General features: G+C 50.4%; 15 protein-coding genes and 1 tRNA gene. 7 read left to right on the top strand and 9 right to left on the bottom strand.

All coding sequences use genetic code 11. From position 1 onward, the window contains the following. Nucleotides 1-36: 36 nt before the first annotated feature. The 6 genes from UNDKW_RS10230 to argH all read right to left on the bottom strand — a co-directional run bounded on the left by UNDKW_RS10230 (nucleotide 37) and on the right by argH (nucleotide 6,283). Nucleotides 37-750 (bottom strand): ABC transporter ATP-binding protein, encoded by a 714-nt coding sequence (locus UNDKW_RS10230; protein ID WP_162058601.1) that lies wholly within the window; start codon nucleotides 748-750, stop codon nucleotides 37-39. After that, complete coding sequence (locus UNDKW_RS10235) at nucleotides 747-1,508, bottom strand: ABC transporter ATP-binding protein (RefSeq protein ID WP_162058602.1); 762 nt, start codon at nucleotides 1,506-1,508, stop codon at nucleotides 747-749. Before UNDKW_RS10235 ends, UNDKW_RS10230 begins: the two co-directional genes overlap by 4 nt. Then, on the bottom strand, nucleotides 1,509-2,387 hold the full coding sequence (locus UNDKW_RS10240) for a branched-chain amino acid ABC transporter permease (protein ID WP_162058603.1): 879 nt from the start codon (nucleotides 2,385-2,387) through the stop codon (nucleotides 1,509-1,511). It lies immediately after the preceding gene. A 4-nt stretch (nucleotides 2,388-2,391) separates the two neighbouring features. Next, nucleotides 2,392-3,273: a branched-chain amino acid ABC transporter permease gene (locus UNDKW_RS10245; RefSeq protein WP_162058604.1), complete on the bottom strand. Its 882-nt coding sequence runs from the start codon at nucleotides 3,271-3,273 to the stop codon at nucleotides 2,392-2,394. 153 nt (nucleotides 3,274-3,426) lie between these two features. Continuing rightward, nucleotides 3,427-4,575, bottom strand: a complete 1,149-nt coding sequence (locus UNDKW_RS10250; RefSeq protein WP_162058605.1) for an ABC transporter substrate-binding protein — start codon at nucleotides 4,573-4,575, stop codon at nucleotides 3,427-3,429. A 313-nt stretch (nucleotides 4,576-4,888) separates the two neighbouring features. Beyond that, nucleotides 4,889-6,283, bottom strand: a complete 1,395-nt coding sequence (argH, locus tag UNDKW_RS10255) for an argininosuccinate lyase (protein ID WP_162058606.1) — start codon at nucleotides 6,281-6,283, stop codon at nucleotides 4,889-4,891. Nucleotides 6,284-6,514: 231 nt separating this feature from the next. On the opposite strand from argH, the gene UNDKW_RS10260 reads away from it, so the two are divergent. Continuing rightward, a complete protein-coding gene (locus UNDKW_RS10260) occupies nucleotides 6,515-7,552 on the top strand; it encodes a sensor histidine kinase (RefSeq protein WP_162058607.1) in 1,038 nt (345 codons plus the stop codon). Further along, on the top strand, nucleotides 7,552-8,349 hold the full coding sequence (locus tag UNDKW_RS10265) for a LytTR family DNA-binding domain-containing protein (RefSeq protein ID WP_162058608.1): 798 nt from the start codon (nucleotides 7,552-7,554) through the stop codon (nucleotides 8,347-8,349). The genes UNDKW_RS10260 and UNDKW_RS10265 overlap by 1 nt, the downstream gene beginning before the upstream one ends. 37 nt (nucleotides 8,350-8,386) lie before the next feature. Here the strand turns inward: UNDKW_RS10265 and UNDKW_RS10270 are convergent, their stop codons facing one another. Both UNDKW_RS10270 and UNDKW_RS10275 read right to left on the bottom strand, forming a co-directional pair. Continuing rightward, nucleotides 8,387-8,611 (bottom strand): hypothetical protein, encoded by a 225-nt coding sequence (locus UNDKW_RS10270; RefSeq protein WP_162058609.1) that lies wholly within the window; start codon nucleotides 8,609-8,611, stop codon nucleotides 8,387-8,389. Nucleotides 8,612-8,754: 143 nt separating this feature from the next. After that, nucleotides 8,755-8,831 (bottom strand) — tRNA-Met (locus tag UNDKW_RS10275). 251 nt (nucleotides 8,832-9,082) lie between these two features. On the opposite strand from UNDKW_RS10275, the gene ppnN reads away from it, so the two are divergent. Both ppnN and UNDKW_RS10285 read left to right on the top strand, forming a co-directional pair. Continuing rightward, nucleotides 9,083-10,453, top strand: coding sequence for a nucleotide 5'-monophosphate nucleosidase PpnN (gene ppnN, locus UNDKW_RS10280; protein WP_162058610.1), 1,371 nt, complete (start codon nucleotides 9,083-9,085; stop codon nucleotides 10,451-10,453). 65 nt (nucleotides 10,454-10,518) lie between these two features. Next, nucleotides 10,519-11,475, top strand: coding sequence for a chemotaxis protein (locus UNDKW_RS10285; RefSeq protein WP_162058611.1), 957 nt, complete (start codon nucleotides 10,519-10,521; stop codon nucleotides 11,473-11,475). A gap of 92 nt (nucleotides 11,476-11,567) precedes the next feature. Here the strand turns inward: UNDKW_RS10285 and UNDKW_RS10290 are convergent, their stop codons facing one another. Continuing rightward, on the bottom strand, nucleotides 11,568-12,029 hold the full coding sequence (locus UNDKW_RS10290) for a hypothetical protein (protein ID WP_162058612.1): 462 nt from the start codon (nucleotides 12,027-12,029) through the stop codon (nucleotides 11,568-11,570). 178 nt (nucleotides 12,030-12,207) lie between these two features. On the opposite strand from UNDKW_RS10290, the gene UNDKW_RS10295 reads away from it, so the two are divergent. The 3 genes from UNDKW_RS10295 (at nucleotide 12,208) to nadA (ending at nucleotide 17,505) form a co-directional block, all read left to right on the top strand. Then, a complete protein-coding gene (locus tag UNDKW_RS10295; protein ID WP_232063329.1) occupies nucleotides 12,208-14,157 on the top strand; it encodes a CocE/NonD family hydrolase in 1,950 nt (649 codons plus the stop codon). Nucleotides 14,158-14,182: 25 nt separating this feature from the next. Beyond that, nucleotides 14,183-16,234 carry a M13 family metallopeptidase gene (locus UNDKW_RS10300; protein WP_162058613.1) on the top strand — a complete coding sequence of 684 codons (2,052 nt, stop codon included), beginning with the start codon at nucleotides 14,183-14,185 and terminating at the stop codon, nucleotides 16,232-16,234. Nucleotides 16,235-16,374: 140 nt separating this feature from the next. Beyond that, on the top strand, nucleotides 16,375-17,505 hold the full coding sequence (gene nadA / locus UNDKW_RS10305) for a quinolinate synthase NadA (protein WP_162058614.1): 1,131 nt from the start codon (nucleotides 16,375-16,377) through the stop codon (nucleotides 17,503-17,505). Nucleotides 17,506-17,648 lie beyond the last annotated feature (143 nt).

Genomic DNA, 17,648 nt, shown 5'->3' on the forward strand with positions numbered 1-17,648 from the left:
TGTAGAAAAAGACCATTATTGCGATGGTCTTTTTTCTTATGCACCCAAGTAAGCTTCTATCACCTTGGGATTGCTGAGCAGGTTGGCGCCGGTGTCGCTGAGAACGATATTGCCGTTTTCCAGCACATAGCCATGTTTGGCGATTTTCAACGCCTGCCTGACGTTCTGCTCCACCAGCAGGATGCTGAGGCCGGTTGCATTGATTTCTTTGAGGATGCGGAAAATCTCCTGTACTACCAGCGGAGCCAGCCCCATGGAAGGTTCATCCAGCAGCAGCGCTTTGGGCTTTGCCATCAAAGCACGGCCTATGGCAAGCATTTGCTGTTCACCGCCTGACAAATTACCCGCCAGGCCCGTTGCTCGGTTTTTCAATACGGGGAAAAGGGTATATACCCATTCCATGTCCTGTCCTATCTGTGCCTTGTCCTTGCGGGTGTAGGCACCCAGCTCCAGATTCTCCCTGACTGTGAGAGTGGTTAATATCGCCCGGCCTTCGGCGACCTGTACCACACCTTTTTGCACGATATGGTGGGGCGATGTCTGGCTGATTTCTTCGTCTTCCAGAAAAATTTTGCCAGCCGCTGATTTCAACAAGCCAGAAATCGCCAGCAGAGTTGTGCTTTTCCCAGCACCGTTGGCGCCAACAAGGGCAGTGATTTCCCCAGTATTGATGGCCAGGCTGATACCTTTGACGGCTGCGATATGACCATACATGACATGCAAGTCCTGAACCCGCAAGATTTGAGTCATTCTGCGTCCTCCTTGCCGAGATAAGCTTCAATTACATCCGGGTTGTTACGCACTTCTTCGGGTGTGCCTTCTGCAATGATTTTGCCAAAATTGAGTACAGCTATGCGGTCGCATAATTCCATCACAAAGCGCATGTCGTGTTCTATCATGAAAATCGAAAAACCGCGGTTACGTATATTGACGATTTCTGCCATCAGTTCAGTTTTTTCTGCCGGGTTCATGCCAGCGACCGGTTCATCCAGTAACAGCAGTTTGGGCTGGGTGGCGAGGGCGCGGGCAAATTCCAGTTTGCGTTGTTCACCATACGACAGATTGTCGGCCAGCATATGCGCTTTATGGTCCAGCCTGACCCAAGACAGTAATTCGTGCGCACGTTCTTTGGCTTTTCTTTCTGCGTCTTTGTAAGCTCCCAGATTGAACAGCATGCTCGCTACGCCATAGTCGAGATGATCATGCATGCCGACCACGACGTTCTCCAGCAGGCTCATTTCCTTGAAAATGCGGATGTTCTGGAATGTGCGGGCAACGCCGAGTTGCGTGATCTTGTGGCTGGCGACCGAAGTCAGATCATGATTATTGAAGCGCAACTCGCCACTGCTGGGGCGCAACAGGCCGGTAATCAAATTGACGATGGTGGTTTTCCCGGCACCATTAGGGCCAATCAAGCCATAGATACTGCCCTGGGGCATGGTAAAGCTGACATCCTGCAATACTCGCAGGCCGCCAAAATTTTTACTGACAGAACGTAATTCCAGCATTTAGCTAACCTTTCCGGAGCTTGACGATGTTAACTTTTTGCGAAAGTTTCTGATTCTTGCCGGGTCCCAGATGCCTTTGGGTAAATACAGGATGACCAGTATCAGTATCAGGCCATTGGCTGCCAGACGGAAGTCTTTCAGCGAGTGCATGAATTCTGGCAACAGAGTCAGGCTGCTACTGCCTATCAGCGGGCCTATCAGATTGCTGGTGCCGCCAAAGACTGCCATGGTCAATATATCTACTGCATTTTCAAATGCATAATTACCTGGACCTATCGTGAAGGTGTAGTGTGCATTCAGACCACCGGCAATACCCGCGATGGATGCTCCCATGACAAAGGCCAGCAATTTGTAGCCACCGACATTGACGCCCATGAGCCTGGCGGCAATCTCGTCCTCCTTGATCGCTTCAAAGGCGCGGCCTGTCTTGGAACGCCTCATCCTCGCAAGAATGAACAAGATGGCTGCCAGCAAGAGCACGATATGCCACCATTCGGTTTTTTGTGGAATACCATTCAGACCCATGGGGCCGCCAGTGATTTCCATATTCAGGACGATGACACGTACTACTTCACCAAAGCCTAGCGTTGCCATGGCCAGGTAAACACCGGACAGACGCAGCGTAGGTATGCCTATGATCAGCGCAACAATTGCTGGCATGATGGCACCTGCCAGCAATGCCAGCGGGAACGGCAATGCCGTCTGCATGCTGATCATGGAGGCGGTATAGGCACCTATGCCCATGAAGGCCGCATTGGCCAGTGACAGCAAGCCACAAGACAAGGTCAGGTAAATCGAAAGAGCCAGCATGGCATTGATGCCTATGCCAAAAATGACTGTGCTATAAATAGCCCAAAAACCATCCCACCATTCAAGCATATTGTTACGCCTTTCTTTCCAGTACTCTGCCGAACATACCGGAAGGGCGTACCAGCAAGATGATAAATAACAGACCAAAAGCCACCGCATCGCGGAAATCGCTCGATATATAAGCGACGCTCATCACTTCAGCAAAGCCCAGGAACAAGCCGCCTATCATGGCACCGCGTATATCGCCCATGCCACCCAGGATAATCACGGCAATGCCCTTATGCAGCATCGGTTGCCCCATGAAAGGGGAGATGGCATTGAACGACAGGCCGACCAGTACACCGGCAGCGCCGCCCAGTGCTGCTGCGGCAAACGAAGTCAGGAAAAACAGACCCTCGACATTGATACCGAGCAGATAAGCAGCCTTGGGAGATTCCGCAATCGCCCGCAAGGCGCGGCCTATTTGCGTGCGGCGCATGACTTGTAGTAGCACCAGCATGAGGATAAAGGCAATCACGACAATCGCCATTTGTACCGCCGTCAGATGTAAATTGCCAAGGCTGAAGCTTTCTTCCGGGATAGTACCAAAAGGGAAGCGTTTGTTTTCTGCACCAAAAATCCCCTGGGATATATTGGTGATCATGATGGCCACGCCTATGGTAGCTATCATCGGTGCCAGATGCGGCGCATTGCGCTGACGCAAAGGACGCAAGACCAGGAAATCGACGACCACGCCCAGCAATCCACAGGCCAGCATGGACAGCAACATCGCCATCCATAAAGACATCTGGAACGAGCTGACCAGTAGCAGGGCCATATAACTGCCCAGCATGAAGATGGCACCGTGCGATAAATTGATGACGCCAAGAACGCCGAACACCAGCGTAAATCCTAAAGCAAAAAGCGCATATACGCTGCCCAGCGTCAGGGCGTTAATGAGTTGTTGTGCCAGCATGGGTATCCAGATGATGAGGATTGCTTCGTTTCATGCGCAGATGCAGGCCGGCCATCAATGCATGTAGAAGGGATGAAAATTATCCCAGCAAGAGAAGTCGTAAAACATCTGCCCCTCACCCCTGGCTTGCCAGGGGGAGGGGCAGGTATGCATTTATTTCAGCAATACAAATTTGCCGCCTTTGGCAATATTGACGATAGCATCTTGCTGTGCGTCATAGCCAGCTTCCTTGCCATCCTTCGGTGCAGCACGGCGGAATGCAAATTTGCCAGTGGCACCTTCAATCTTCACGGCTGGCAGTGCATCGCGCAATGCCAGGCGATCTTTTTCAAGGTTGCCGCTCAGGCTGACTTTTTTCAAAGCTTCTGCAACGATGTGCATGGCATCAAACGCCTGCGCCGCAAACTGGTCAGGGTCGGAACCAAATTTTGCTTTGTAGTCAGCCATGAAGCTCTTGTTGGCAGCAGATGGGTTTTCAGCAGACCATGGGCTGCCCATCAGGGTATTGTCAGCAGCGTCTTTGGCGATTTCAAACAGTTTTGGTGAATTAAAACCATTACCGCCGACGAATGGCTGTTTCATGCCGAGTGAGCGGGTTTGCAGGATGATATTTGCCGCTTCTTCCGCCAGGCAGGAGCAAACGATGGCATCAGGATTGGATGCCTTGATCTTGGTCAGCTGTGCCTTGAAATCCACGTCGCCCTTGGCATAGGTTTCGGTATCCGTGACCGGGATTTTTTGTTCAGCCAGTGCGCTTTTGAAAACATCATAGCCACTCTTGGTGAAAGCATCATCGTTGCCATACAGGATGGCGACTTTCTTGATATTGAATTGCTTAACCGCTGCGCGCGTAGTCACTGGCAATACATCGGCTTCCATGACGGAATTGCGGAAAGTGAATGGCCCCATATTGGTAATGCCATCAGCAGTGTTGCTGGTGCCAAATACAACAGTCTTGGTGGCATTGGCAATCGGGTCAGCGGCAAAGGCCGAGTTCGACAGGGTAGGGCCAAAAATCATCAATACTTTTTCCTGGAACAACAATTTCTTGAAGACATTGATGGCTTCTTCTTTTTTGCCTTGCTCATCTTCTGCAATCAGTTGTATCTTGTTGCCATTCACACCACCCTTGGCATTGATCTGGTCGGCTGCCAGCGTGAAGCCGTTTTTGATCGCTACGCCATATTTGGCGGCTGGGCCGGTCAGGGCTTCGGCAACGCCGATTTTGATATCGGCAGCCTGGCTCATTGTGGAATAGGCCAGGAAGGTGGCAGCGGCTAATAACTTAAGACGGTATGACATTGTGTTCTCCTGAAAAGTACATTTTGGTTTTTGTGGTCCGCAACATGAATTAAATATATCTGATCCATGCGCATTACTAGCAAAGCGGCCAACAAAATTTATGAGATATTGATTGTCACGGAGGATTGTATGGGCTCGCAACCTCAGCAGCAATAAAACGCCATGCTGCGATGCAATATTGATTACTTAAGTAGTACTACTGAAATCTGTGATTTTCAGGCTTGGAAATATAGTGCTGACCAATGAAAAACATGCCAGCACCTGCATTTGCAGGTGGGCTGGCATGTTGTGATGATGCAGGTGAAGACTGTTGTTATTGCAGTTTCAGGCGCAAACGGGCAATCGCTGCTTTAACCTGGTTTGGCGCGGTGCCGCCTATATGGTCGCGGGCGGCAACTGAGCCTTCCAGTGTCAGGACATGGAACACGTCTTCATTGATGAGGCTGGAAAAAGCACGCAATTCTTCCAGCGACATATCGCTGAGGTCGCAGCCTTTTTCTACACAAGTGCGTACTGCCAGCGCCACTGCTTCGTGGGCATCGCGGAAAGGCAGGCCTTTCTTGACCAGGTAATCAGCCAGATCGGTTGCTGTCGCATAACCCTGCAAGGCAGCGGCGCGCATGGCTTCTGGCTTGACGGTGATGCCACCGGCCATGTCAGCAAAAATGCGCAGGGTGTCGATAACGGTATCTACTGTATCAAACAAGGGTTCTTTATCTTCCTGATTATCCTTGTTGTAAGCCAGTGGCTGGCCTTTCATCAGGGTCAGCAGGGCGATCAGGTGACCATTCACGCGGCCAGTCTTGCCACGCGCCAGCTCTGGTACGTCAGGGTTTTTCTTTTGCGGCATGATGGAAGAGCCTGTGCAAAAGCGGTCAGCGATATCGATGAAGCCTATGCGCGGGCTCATCCAGATCACCAGTTCTTCTGACATGCGCGATATATGCGTCATCACCAGTGCCGCAGCTGCGCAAAACTCGATAGCGAAATCGCGGTCAGAAACGGCGTCCAGCGAGTTATAGCAAACTTCGTCAAAGCCCAGGGTTTTGGCAACGCGTTCGCGGTCAATAGGGAAGGTTGTGCCAGCCAGGGCAGCAGCACCCAGTGGCAGCCGGTTGACGCGCTTGCGACAGTCTTGCATGCGCTCTGCATCGCGGCCAAACATTTCTACATAAGCAAGAATGTGGTGCCCAAAAGTGATGGGCTGGGCCACTTGCATGTGGGTAAAACCTGGCAAGATCGTATCCGCATTCTTTTCTGCCAGATCGAGTAGCGCCAGACGGAAGTCTTGCAAGAGACCAAGGATATTGTCGATGGCGCTGCGCATGTACAGGCGGATATCGGTGGCAACCTGGTCATTACGTGAACGGCCAGTGTGCAGGCGTTTGCCAGCATCGCCGACCAGCTCAGTCAGGCGTTTTTCTATATTCAGGTGCACATCTTCCAGGTCCAGTAGCCATTCAAACTTGCCACTGTCGATTTCAGACTTGATCTGCGCCATGCCGCGTTGGATATCCGCATAGTCCTGGGCAGTGATGATATTTTGGGCCTGCAGCATTTCCGCATGCGCCAGCGAGCCTTCTATATCAAAGGCAGCCATGCGGTTGTCAAAGAAAACGGAGGCAGTGTAGCGTTTGACCAGATCGGAAACAGGTTCAGAGAAACGGGCAGACCATGCCTCGCTTTTTTTATTGAATTGTGATGTCATAGTGAATTGTTGCCATATTGGCTGCATTTGCGAGAGAATTTCCCTTGATTATCCCAGATTTTGCGCCTGATTACCCTTGGAAATGCCAAAGGTCTAGCCGGACTGGATTAATTAAGCACTGCATAAGCACTGAATACGCACTGAATTTGTTGGCAGAAATGTTGACGACTGCCTATAAACCAGGAATGAACTTGCCCCGAAGCGTTTGAAAAATAATAAAGATAATTAAAAATGGCCAATGATAAGAAAAACAGCGCAAGTGAGCAGCTCATCCCGGATTGTTGTAATTTGGGTGTGTTTTCGCGCATCCTGATCAGTGTGAATCTGATCGCCTTATTGGCTTTATGGTCGAGAGGGGATGAGTGGCGTATCGTATTGCAAAATTTTCTGGAAAGCGCGGCATTGATTGAGACGATATGTCTGCTTTCCTTGCTGATCCTATGTAATTTACGTAGATTTTCTGCGCGTTATTACATGTCTGGCTGGTTTCAGCGCTTATTGTGTTGTATGTTGCCAACGGCGATCGCTGCCTTGCTGATGATTTATTTGCGCATGCAAGACTGGATTATGGCCAGCTTTCCCAAGTTAAATCCCTTGTTTGTCGTGGTCGCAACTGGTTTGCTGGCATTGGCATATCAACAGTATTTTGAATTGCGTACCCGGGCTTTTTCACCTGCGCTGGGTGAAGCCAAACTGCAGGCCTTGCAAGCCAGGATACGTCCACATTTTTTGTTCAACAGCTTGAATACTGCCTTGTCGCTGATACGCACCGAGCCGCGTCGCGCAGAAATGGTGCTGGAAGATCTCTCAGACCTGTTCAGGGTATTAATGCGCGATACCCGCGATGTCACCAGCTTGCAGGACGAAATACGCTTGTGTGAACAATATCTGGCGATAGAAAAAATACGCCTGGGTGAGCGTATGCAGGTGACATGGGATAAAGAAAAAATTTCCCCCCAGGAGCTAGCCGAGATAGAAATTCCTTCATTGTTATTGCAGCCCCTGCTTGAAAATGCAGTTCATTACGGCGTTGAACCATCGGTGCAGCAAGCAACTGTCACGGTAGAGATAAGACGTCTGCTGGACAAGGTGGAAATTCGCATCCGCAATCCCTATCACGCAGAGGCAAATATGGTTTCCGGTAATCAGATGGCACTGGAAAACATAAGGCAGCGACTAAGTTTGCTTTATGATATCGAAGCGCAAATTCAATACGGCGTAGTAGATGCGTACTTTGAAGTTAAGTTGCAATTCCCGGCTAAGAGATGATGACACCAAGAATACTGATAGTTGATGATGAGGCACCCGCAAGACAAAGGCTGTTGACGCTATTGTCAGACATAGAGGCAGAGTGCCCGGTGACGGTAGTTGGAGAAGCCGAGAATGCCATGTTGGCACTTGAAAAAATCAGCAATCTGCAACCTGATATTGTGTTGCTGGATGTCCAGATGCCGGGCATGAATGGCATAGAACTGGCGCAGCATCTCGCACAGCATCAGGCCAGCCTGCGCTCACCGGCGATTATTTTTGTGACTGCCTATGATGAGTTTGCCGTCAAAGCGTTTGAGGTACATGCACTTGACTACCTGATGAAGCCGGTGCGGGCCAGCCGTCTGGTGGATGCGCTGGTGCGTGCCAGTGAAAAAGTGAAGGGCGCGCGCCGCCTGCCTGAAACCATGGCAACAGATATCAGCGGCCCCAGGCGCAAGCATTTTTCAGTATTGGAAAGAGGGCGGATATTATTGGTGCCAGTGGCCGAGGTGCTGTTTCTGAAGGCGGAACAAAAATACGTGACGCTGCATACTGCCCAGCGCGAGTACCTGCTGGAAGAGTCACTGACTTCGATAGAGGTGGAACTGGGGGACTTGCTGGTCAGGGTGCACAGGAATGCCCTGGTCGCGCGCGCCGCCATTAATGGTGTGGAGCGGGCAGTGCAAGTGGTGGATGCTGACAATAATCAGGAAAAAGTATCTGAATCCTGGCAAATCATTGTCAGCGGTTGCGCTGAACGTTTGCCGATTTCACGCAGACAGTGGCCGGTTATTAAAGCCCTGGTGCGGGTTTGATTTGTGTTTTTGTGTGCTCAGTTGCGTTTAGTTGCGCTTAGCGCCAGACAGGCAAGCCAGTCAGGTCAGTGTTGTCATCATGCACCCACGCTGGCAGACCAGTGCGGTCGGTGGGCCCGAGTACATCCAGAAGATCAAGCTGCTCCTGTTTTTTGCCGCGTTGACGTGGGGCGGGCACTGGTTTCCTGGTTTCTGGCAATAAAAATGCTGGTTCGCCAAAGCCGGGTAATTCCAGGGTAGCGTGATCTTTATTGTCTTTCATCAGTTGAGCTTGATCAATGTTGATGTGTAGCGATGCATGGTAAAGCTTAAGCAAAAAAGCAAAATAAACCGTCCTCCGCAATTGCTTGCCAGAAGAAATATAGCGCCGGTAAATTTGTGCGAATGCACCAGAACAAAGAAACTTGGTTGCGGGGGCAGGATTTGAACCTACGACCTTCGGGTTATGAGCCCGACGAGCTGCCAGACTGCTCCACCCCGCGTCTGAAGGAGGCGAATTGTACATGGCGAAGGCCCTATATACAATCATTTATAGAAATATTTTTATATTGCCCTTAAATTGAAGGCCCGGCGACAGTGCAATTTGCCATTCTTCACAATACAAATGTGGCAAATAGTGCTGCTGATGCAACCCGCGCAATAAATTGCATGCATAATGGAAGCAAAGAGAAACACGCTGATGCTGCCTTGCAGGTATCAGCCGCAAATTATTTTCAGGAGTGAAAAAGCAGTTATGGAATTCGAAGTTATCGACACGCAAATTTCGCCAGGCGGCCGTATGGAAGTTTTGTCCAAGGCTGAGGTCGTGCAATTGCTCGACAATAGTCATGGCGGTTTGTACCAGGTGTTTCGTAGTTGCGCACTGGCGGTCTTGAATTGCGGCAGTGGTCTCGACGATGGCAAGGAATTGCTGGAGCGTTACAAGAGCTTTGACATCAGCATCATCCAACGCGAACGCGGCATCAAGCTTGATGTCAAGGGCGCACCAGCCAGTGCTTTTGTGGATGGCGTGATGATCAAAGGCATACAGGAACACTTGTTTGCCGTATTGCGCGATATTCTGTTCATCAAGGCCGCGATCGAAGATGACCGCAAGTTTGATCTGGCGACAACAGAAGGTATCAGTGATGCGGTTTTTCACGTCATGCGTAACGCCAATCTGCTCAAGCCTCAGGTTAATCCGAATATGGTGGTGTGCTGGGGCGGGCATTCGATTTCCAGCGAAGAATATGACTACACCAAGCATGTAGGGTATCAACTGGGTTTGCGTGGCATGGATATCTGTACAGGGTGCGGCCCAGGTGCCATGAAAGGCCCGATGAAGGGTGCCGCCATAGGTCATGCCAAACAAAGGATTACCACAGGCCGTTATCTGGGCATTACCGAACCGGGCATTATCGCTGCCGAAGCGCCGAATCCCATCGTCAACGACCTGGTGATCTTGCCGGATATAGAAAAACGTCTTGAAGCTTTTGTGCGCATGGGGCATGCCGTCATCGTCTTCCCAGGTGGGGCAGGCACGGCAGAAGAAATTTTGTACTTGCTGGGTATCTTGCTGCATCCTGATAATGCAGAGTTGCCATTCCCCTTGATCTTTACCGGGCCGGAAAGTGCGGCAGATTACTTCCGTCAGATCGATCAGTTCATTGCTGCAACGCTGGGCCCTGAGGCACAGCAGAACTACAAGATCATCGTCAATGACCCTGCGCGCGTGGCACAGGAAGTACAGGCTGGTATCAAGGAAGTGCGTGAGTTCCGCAAGGCTAAGGGCGATGCGTATTATTTCAACTGGTTGCTGAAGATAGATGCAGAGTTCCAGAAGCCGTTTGAACCCACGCATGAAAACATGCGCAACCTGGCTTTGCACAAGAATCAGGATACGCATCTGCTGGCAGCAAATCTGCGTCGTGCTTTTTCAGGCGTGGTGGCGGGCAACGTCAAAAATCAGGGCATACGTGCAATAGAAAAACATGGACATTTTGAAATTCGCGGCGATAGTGAAATAATGGCATCAATGGATACCTTGCTGGCATCTTTTGTTGCACAAAATCGCATGAAATTGCCTGGTAAGGCTTATACCCCTTGCTACCGTGTAATAAAGTAATTGCGTTGCAGTAAAACCGTAGGATAATGTTGCAATCCTGTTCCATCACGATGAGGAAAACAGACATGAGTTCCGTACAACAAGAAGTCGATGAACGTACCAACCTGACAGCGTCCAACAAGTTTGAATTGTTGCTGTTCCGTCTGGGGACAGATGGCAACAGCGACAGGTCTGAATTGTTTGGCATTAATGTTTTCAAGGTGCGAGAGATAGTTGCCATGCCGACGATTACCGGTATGGCGGGCGCGATGCCCCACATGCTGGGCGTGGTCAATTTGCGTGGACAGATTATTCCTGTCATCGACTTGCCTTCGGTGGTCGGGCTCAAACCTAAAACTGGCCTGAACATCATGCTGGTCACTGAGTATGCGCGCACCACCCAGGGTTTTGCGGTTGAATCGGTAGAAGAAATCGTGCGCCTGGACTGGAATCAAGTCTTGTCGGCTGAAAACAGTGCGGCGGGTGGCATGGTTACCAGCATCGCCCGTCTTGATGGTGATACAGAAGACACCCGCTTGGCCCAGGTACTGGACGTGGAGCAAATCTTGCGCCAGATTACACCGTCTGATACCAAGGATGTAGATCCTGAGACCATAGGTGCCAAGCTGCAGATGATACCTGGCTCTGCCATTTTGGCGGCCGATGATTCAGCTGTCGCCCGCGGGTTGATCGAGCAGGCACTGACAGCCATGGGTGCCCAGTTCATCATGACCAAGACTGGCAAGGAAGCGTGGGAAAAATTACAATCCCTTGCGACTGCAGCCCAGGCAGAAGGCAAGGGCGTGCGCGACAAGGTATCCATGGTGCTGACTGATCTGGAAATGCCGGAAATGGATGGCTTTACCCTGACACGTAAGATCAAGAACGATGACCGCTTCAAGTTTTTGCCGGTTGTGATTCATTCATCCTTGTCAGGCGCAACCAATGAAGATCATATCAAGACTGTAGGTGCAGACGCCTATGTTGCCAAATTCGTGGCTGAAGAACTGGCGGCAACAATACGGTCTGTATTGGCAAAATAAAAGACTGCCGTAGAAACTGAAAACTGAAGCTTGCAAAAAAGGGCGCAATTATTTCATTAATTGCGCCCTTTTTGTATCTGGCCTGGCCGCGCTTATCTGGCTTGTGCCGGGACACGTTCCCAGCCACCAGGACAAGACTTGATCGCTGGGTAAAAACCGTCTGGCTGATGGCAATATAGCCAATCCTTGCCTGCCGTAGATTGCGGGGCAGGATTGGGCTGGCTGATGATATCGCGGTCATCAACATCGCTTTGAGTATAGGTCGTATATGTAGGGTAATTGTCTGTATAAACCACATTGCCGGTGCTGACGACAGGTGTCACATAGGTGACAGCAGGGGCGACGACCACGCTGGGGTAATAAGGCAACGAATAAGCATAGGGGTAATACGCTGACACATAACTATGACGGTTGCCATAGCTGAAATACAAGGGCGGGATGGAGACGCCTATGCTTACCCTGGGATGGAAATGATGGCCGCCAGGACGTGCCCATACTGAGCCGGAGATTGCCAGCAGAGCCAGCGTGACAGCAAATATTCTGAGTGATTTCATGGTATTTCCGCAATAAAATATTTGTTTGATGCCTATTTATCAGTTTAGGTCGAAATATGGAAACTTATTGAGAAAAATTTACTCTTTAGGATTCGCGGCGATTCACTACGCCAGACCTGGTTTGCAAGCATGTTAACCAGAATAAATAAAACAATAGCGCGTTATCTTAAGGGGAATTATGAAATTCGTGATTAAAAAATGTGCAGCCTTGTGCGCTCTTGCCTTGATGGTCAATCTGCCAGTGTATGCTGTCGAAGCCGCCATGGCTGATGCACCTGAAGCTGCCAAACCGAGCATACGCGAACAATACACCAAATATGAATACCAGATTCCCATGCGTGATGGTACACGGCTTTTTACCGTGGTGTATGTTCCCAAGGATAGCAGTAAATCTTATCCTTTCCTGATGACCCGTTCACCCTACGGCAGCGGTGTCTATGAAGGTGGGCAGTCGCACTATGGCGTGGATTTCTACCCGCAATCACTCGGACCCTCCAAAGAATTTGATCAAAGTGGCTATATCTTCGTCAAGCAAGACGTGCGTGGCCGTTATATGTCTGAAGGCGTCTGGCAAGAAATGACGCCGCATATCAAGGCCAGCAGGCTGGCGGGCGAGGGTGTCGAAAGCCAGGACATGCATGACACCGTCGAATGGCTGTTGAAAAACGTCAAGGGCAATAATGGCAAGGTCGGCATCTGGGGTATTTCCTACCCTGGCTTTTATGCCTCGGCCAGTATTATAGAGTCACATCCGGCGATCAAGGCCGCTTCACCGCAGGCCCCCGTCACCGATCTGTTCATGGGGGATGATTCCTATCACGGCGGTGCCTTCATGCTGGCAGCCAATTTTGGGTTCTTTTCCAATTTTACGGTAGAAAAAAATCCCACCACCTTGCCCAAGCGCTGGGAAGAGTTTGATTTTGGTACCTCGGATGGCTATCAATATTTTCTCAAGTATAAAACCCTGAAAAACATTACTGCCCAACTGTCAGACAAACAACGTGAATTGCTGATGCCTACCATTGAGCATAGTACCTATGATGATTTTTGGAAGAGCCGCAATATCGCCGCGCATCTGAAGAACATCAAGGCAGCCGTGTTGACTGTTGGTGGCTGGTATGACGCAGAAGATCCGCAAGGCCCATTCACGACGTATCACAGCATCAAAAATAATAACAAGGGTTTTTACAATGGCCTGGTCATGGGGCCCTGGTCGCATGGCGGGTGGGCGGGTGCCGAGGGTAAATCATTGGGGAATGTGAGTTTCGATGTCAAAACGGGTGATTATTACCGCAAGAATATCGTTTTCCCATTCTTTGAACAGCATTTGAAGGGCGCCACTGGCAAGGCTTTGCCGGAAGTGACCGTATTTGAAACCGGCACCAATGTCTGGCGTGAATACCCAAGCTGGCCACCGCAACAGGCACAAAAACGCACCCTGTATTTTGGCAAGGATGGTAGCTTGAGCTGGAAGGAGCCGCAGGCAGAATTCAATACCTTTGACGAATATGTCAGCGATCCCAACAAGCCCGTGCCTTTTATCTCTTACGTCGCCACTGGTGCGCCGCGCGAATATGTGGTCTCTGACCAGCGCTTTGCTTCCACACGGCCAGATGTGCTGGTCTATCAGACCGAACCTCTGGAAGAAGACGTGACTATCGTCGGGCCAGTTAATCCAAAATTGTTTGTCTCAACCTCTGGTACGGATGCAGATTGGGTCGTCAAACTGATTGATGTTTATCCATCGACTTATCCGGATAAACAGGTGGTGCGCGAACGTGCCAATGATGTGCCGCCACCGTCCGTTGCCATGGCTGGTTATCAGCAACTGATCAGAGGCGAGCCTTTGCGCGGCAAGTTCCGTAACAGTTTTGAAAAACCTGAACCTTTTGTGCCTGGCAAAGTGGCTGCCATCAGCTATAACATGCCGGATATCCAGCACACCTTCCGCCGTGGTCACCGCATCATGGTGCAGGTGCAGAGTAGCTGGTTCCCGCTGGTAGATTTGAATCCGCAAAAATTCATGGATATTCCCAAGGCCAATCCTGAAGATTTCCAGAAAGCGACACAGCGGGTTTATCGTTCACCCGGACAGTATTCAGGTATAGCCGTGCAAGTAATGCCGTAAAAATCAAGAGACAGGGACAAAAAAAATGGATACAAAAAATATCTTCAAACGCAGTGTGCTGGCCAGCCTGGTTGGCGTGGCATGTATGGGTAATGCAGTATTTGCTCAGACAGCGACTTCAAACCAATTGGTCTTGGAATCCATGACCATGGATAAAAAGGCGGATCCCTGCACAGATTTCTTCCAGTATTCAAATGGCGAATGGCTGAAAGCCAATCCCATTCCTTCCGACCGTGCGCGTTACAGTGCCTATGATGAAGTGACTGAACGAAATTTGACAGCATTGAAACTGATCGCCGAGACCGCAGCAAAGGGGGATGGCAAGAGCAAGGCAGCACAACTGGTCGGCGCTTTTTATGCTAGCGGCATGAATGAAGCGCAGATAGAAAAAGAAGGTATCAAACCTCTGGAGCCGCAGTTTGCGCAAATCAATGGCATCAAGGATAGTACGCAATTGCTGGCTGTGATCGCTGATTTGCACAAGCAAGGTGTCTCACCTTTGTTTGGCTTTACTGTAGATCAGGATGCCAAAAACACGACCCGCTACATTCCGCAAATCATGCAGGGTGGCCTGGGCTTGCCAGACCGTGACTATTACCTGAAGAGCGATACCAAGACCAAGGATATCCGTAACAAGTACGTCGCCTATGTCACTCAGATTTTTACTTTGCTCGGTGATACTACTGACCAGGCAAAGAAAAATGCTGCCGTCGTGATGGCGTTGGAAACCAGACTGGCCAAGGCATCCTTGACCAAGGTTGAATTACGTGACCCGCAAGCCAGTTACCATTTGTCTGACTTGAATGCCTTGCAAAAGACAGACAAGAAAACTGCCTGGTCCACCTATTTCAATGAACTGGGACTGGCAGAACCTGGTCAATTCAATCTTGCCCATCCCAAATTCATTGCAGAAGCAGGGCGCATGGTTAATTCCATCAGTCTTGATCAATGGAAAACTTATTTGCGCTGGCAATTGGCAAACGCGCGTGCGAAGGATTTGAGCTCAGCCTTTGTCAATGCCAGCTTTGATTTCTATGGCAAAACCCTGGCAGGTACCAAGGAATTGCAACCACGTTGGAAGCGTGTTCTGGGGTCTATTGATGCCATGGCAGGTGAAGCCATGGGTGAGCTGTATGTTGCCAAATTCTTTGGTCCTGAAGCCAAGGCCGGTGTGCTGGAAATGGTGGATAATATCAAGCTGGCCATGCGTGAAAGCATAGGCAAGCTGGAATGGATGTCAGACACGACCAAGCAGCAAGCCTATAAAAAGCTCGACACCATTCTTGTAAAAATAGGCTACCCCGATGTCTGGCGTGATTACAGCAGCCTGCAGATCGATACGGGTCCTTATGCTGCGAACATGGCACGCGCTGCAGAATTTGAATTCAAGCGCAATCTGGCCAAGCTGGGCAAGCCCATAGACAGGAATGAATGGGGCATGACCCCACAAACCGTGAATGCCTACTACAACCCCACCATGAATGAAATGGTGTTCCCGGCAGGCATACTGCAACCGCCTCTGTACCATGTGAATGCTGATCCTGCTGCCAACTATGGCAATACCGGTGCAACTATAGGCCATGAACTCACACATGCTTTTGATGATGAAGGCCGCCAATATGATGCTCAGGGTAACCTGAAAAGCTGGTGGACCAAGGACGATGAGAAAAAATTCCTGGTCCGCGTCAAAGCCATAGAAAAGCAATTTGGCGAATTTAACCCCATTGACAAATTGCATATCAATGGCAAGCTGACTGCGGGTGAAAATATTGCCGATCTGGGTGGGATGAAAATTGCCCTGCAAGCTCTGCATAAATCACTGGAGCGCAAGCCTCAAGCCAAGGAGATTGATGGCTTGACAGTTGATCAGCGCTTCTTTGTTGCCAATGCCCAAAGCTTCCGCAGCCTTATCCGTGATGAAATGTTGCGTATGAAACTGGCAACTGATCCTCACTCACCCGACAAATACCGTGTCATTGCGCCATTGGCAAATATGCCGGAATTTTCTGATGCTTTCCAGTGCAAGGGCGATCGCTCACCCCTGCGCCCAACAGCGACGCGGGTAAATATCTGGTAACAGCGTATACTATGGCTTGAAATGCAGTAATGGATGCAGGTTACAGGGGCGCTGGATGCAAATCTGGCAATCCCAGGCCTGCCAATATTTCTTGTCATCAGAGTGCATGCCAGCCATGCACTCCAGATATGTAGGGCTATATGGAAACCAAAGTTGTCGAATTTGAACGTCCACAGATGGATGTGGGTAGTAGCTGTACCGCCAATGCCTGGGCGCGCATCCCTGATGCGCCTTCAGTGATAGAAAAACTGGAACTCAAAGCCAGAATACGCCAGCTCTTGAAAGAAAAGCAGGCTGTACTGGTAGCGCATTATTATGTCGATGCCGAATTGCAAGACCTGGCAGAAGAAACCGGTGGCTGTGTTTCTGACTCGCTGGAAATGGCGCGCTTTGGCCGCGATCATCCCGCCAAGACCCTGGTTGTGGCCGGCGTCAAGTTCATGGGCGAAACAGCCAAAATACTCAGTCCTGAAAAAACCATTTTAATGCCTGACCTGGATGCGACCTGCTCGCTGGACCTGGGTTGCCCGGCAGATGAGTTTGCGGCGTTTTGCGATGCCCATCCTGACCGCACCGTCGTCGTGTATGCCAATACCAGCGCAGCCGTCAAGGCAAGAGCTGACTGGATGGTGACGTCCAGCATCGGCCTGGATATAGTCGCTCACTTGCATGCGCAAGGCAAAAAAATACTCTGGGCACCCGATAAACATCTGGGTGGTTATATACAGAAGCAAACAGGTGCAGACATGTTGCTATGGCAGGGTTCCTGCCTGGTACACGATGAATTTAAGGGCATAGAGCTGGATGTACTCAAGGCTGAGCACCCCAATGCCAAAGTCCTGGTTCATCCTGAATCCCCGGCTGCTGTGGTGGCATTGGCTGACGTAGTTGGCTCGACTTCGCAAATGATCCATGCAGCACAAACGCTGGATGCAGATGAATTCATCGTCGCTACCGACAATGGCATCCTGCACAAAATGCAAATGGCAGCGCCGACCAAACGCTTCATCGTTGCTCCAACTGCGGGTAATAGCGCGACTTGCAAGAGCTGTGCACACTGCCCATGGATGGCCATGAACGGTTTGCGCAATCTGGTACAGGTACTGGAAAACGGCAATAATGAAATCCAGGTTGATCCGGCAGTAGGGCAAAAGGCCAAAGTCTGTATAGATCGCATGCTGGATTTTGCGGCAGCCAAAAAAGCCAATGTGCGCCCTTCAGGTGATCTGGCGAGAGAAGCCAAACTATTCTCCGGCATAGGCCCGGCCTGAGAACCTGTTACGATCTTACTGCGCGAGCGCAATCGGAGTTTACGCGGGGCTCATGCGCTGCTCAAAATGCTCATGTACTAGAAGTACATTCCGCTTTTTGCGCTGCGTTTTTGTTACCCTGACCCCGCTGACGCACGCTCGCT

This window comes from Undibacterium sp. KW1, assembly GCF_009937955.1.
Lineage (GTDB): Bacteria > Pseudomonadota > Gammaproteobacteria > Burkholderiales > Burkholderiaceae_D > Undibacterium.

Coding starts and splice junctions, on each gene's coding strand:
- UNDKW_RS10230 (WP_162058601.1), bottom strand. CDS start 750: ATGACTCAAATCTTGCGGGTTCAGGACTTGCATGTCATGTATGGTCAT.
- UNDKW_RS10235 (WP_162058602.1), bottom strand. CDS start 1,508: ATGCTGGAATTACGTTCTGTCAGTAAAAATTTTGGCGGCCTGCGAGTA.
- UNDKW_RS10240 (WP_162058603.1), bottom strand. CDS start 2,387: ATGCTTGAATGGTGGGATGGTTTTTGGGCTATTTATAGCACAGTCATT.
- UNDKW_RS10245 (WP_162058604.1), bottom strand. CDS start 3,273: ATGCTGGCACAACAACTCATTAACGCCCTGACGCTGGGCAGCGTATAT.
- UNDKW_RS10250 (WP_162058605.1), bottom strand. CDS start 4,575: ATGTCATACCGTCTTAAGTTATTAGCCGCTGCCACCTTCCTGGCCTAT.
- argH (WP_162058606.1), bottom strand. CDS start 6,283: ATGACATCACAATTCAATAAAAAAAGCGAGGCATGGTCTGCCCGTTTC.
- UNDKW_RS10260 (WP_162058607.1), top strand. CDS start 6,515: ATGGCCAATGATAAGAAAAACAGCGCAAGTGAGCAGCTCATCCCGGAT.
- UNDKW_RS10265 (WP_162058608.1), top strand. CDS start 7,552: ATGACACCAAGAATACTGATAGTTGATGATGAGGCACCCGCAAGACAA.
- UNDKW_RS10270 (WP_162058609.1), bottom strand. CDS start 8,611: ATGAAAGACAATAAAGATCACGCTACCCTGGAATTACCCGGCTTTGGC.
- ppnN (WP_162058610.1), top strand. CDS start 9,083: ATGGAATTCGAAGTTATCGACACGCAAATTTCGCCAGGCGGCCGTATG.
- UNDKW_RS10285 (WP_162058611.1), top strand. CDS start 10,519: ATGAGTTCCGTACAACAAGAAGTCGATGAACGTACCAACCTGACAGCG.
- UNDKW_RS10290 (WP_162058612.1), bottom strand. CDS start 12,029: ATGAAATCACTCAGAATATTTGCTGTCACGCTGGCTCTGCTGGCAATC.
- UNDKW_RS10295 (WP_232063329.1), top strand. CDS start 12,208: ATGAAATTCGTGATTAAAAAATGTGCAGCCTTGTGCGCTCTTGCCTTG.
- UNDKW_RS10300 (WP_162058613.1), top strand. CDS start 14,183: ATGGATACAAAAAATATCTTCAAACGCAGTGTGCTGGCCAGCCTGGTT.
- nadA (WP_162058614.1), top strand. CDS start 16,375: ATGGAAACCAAAGTTGTCGAATTTGAACGTCCACAGATGGATGTGGGT.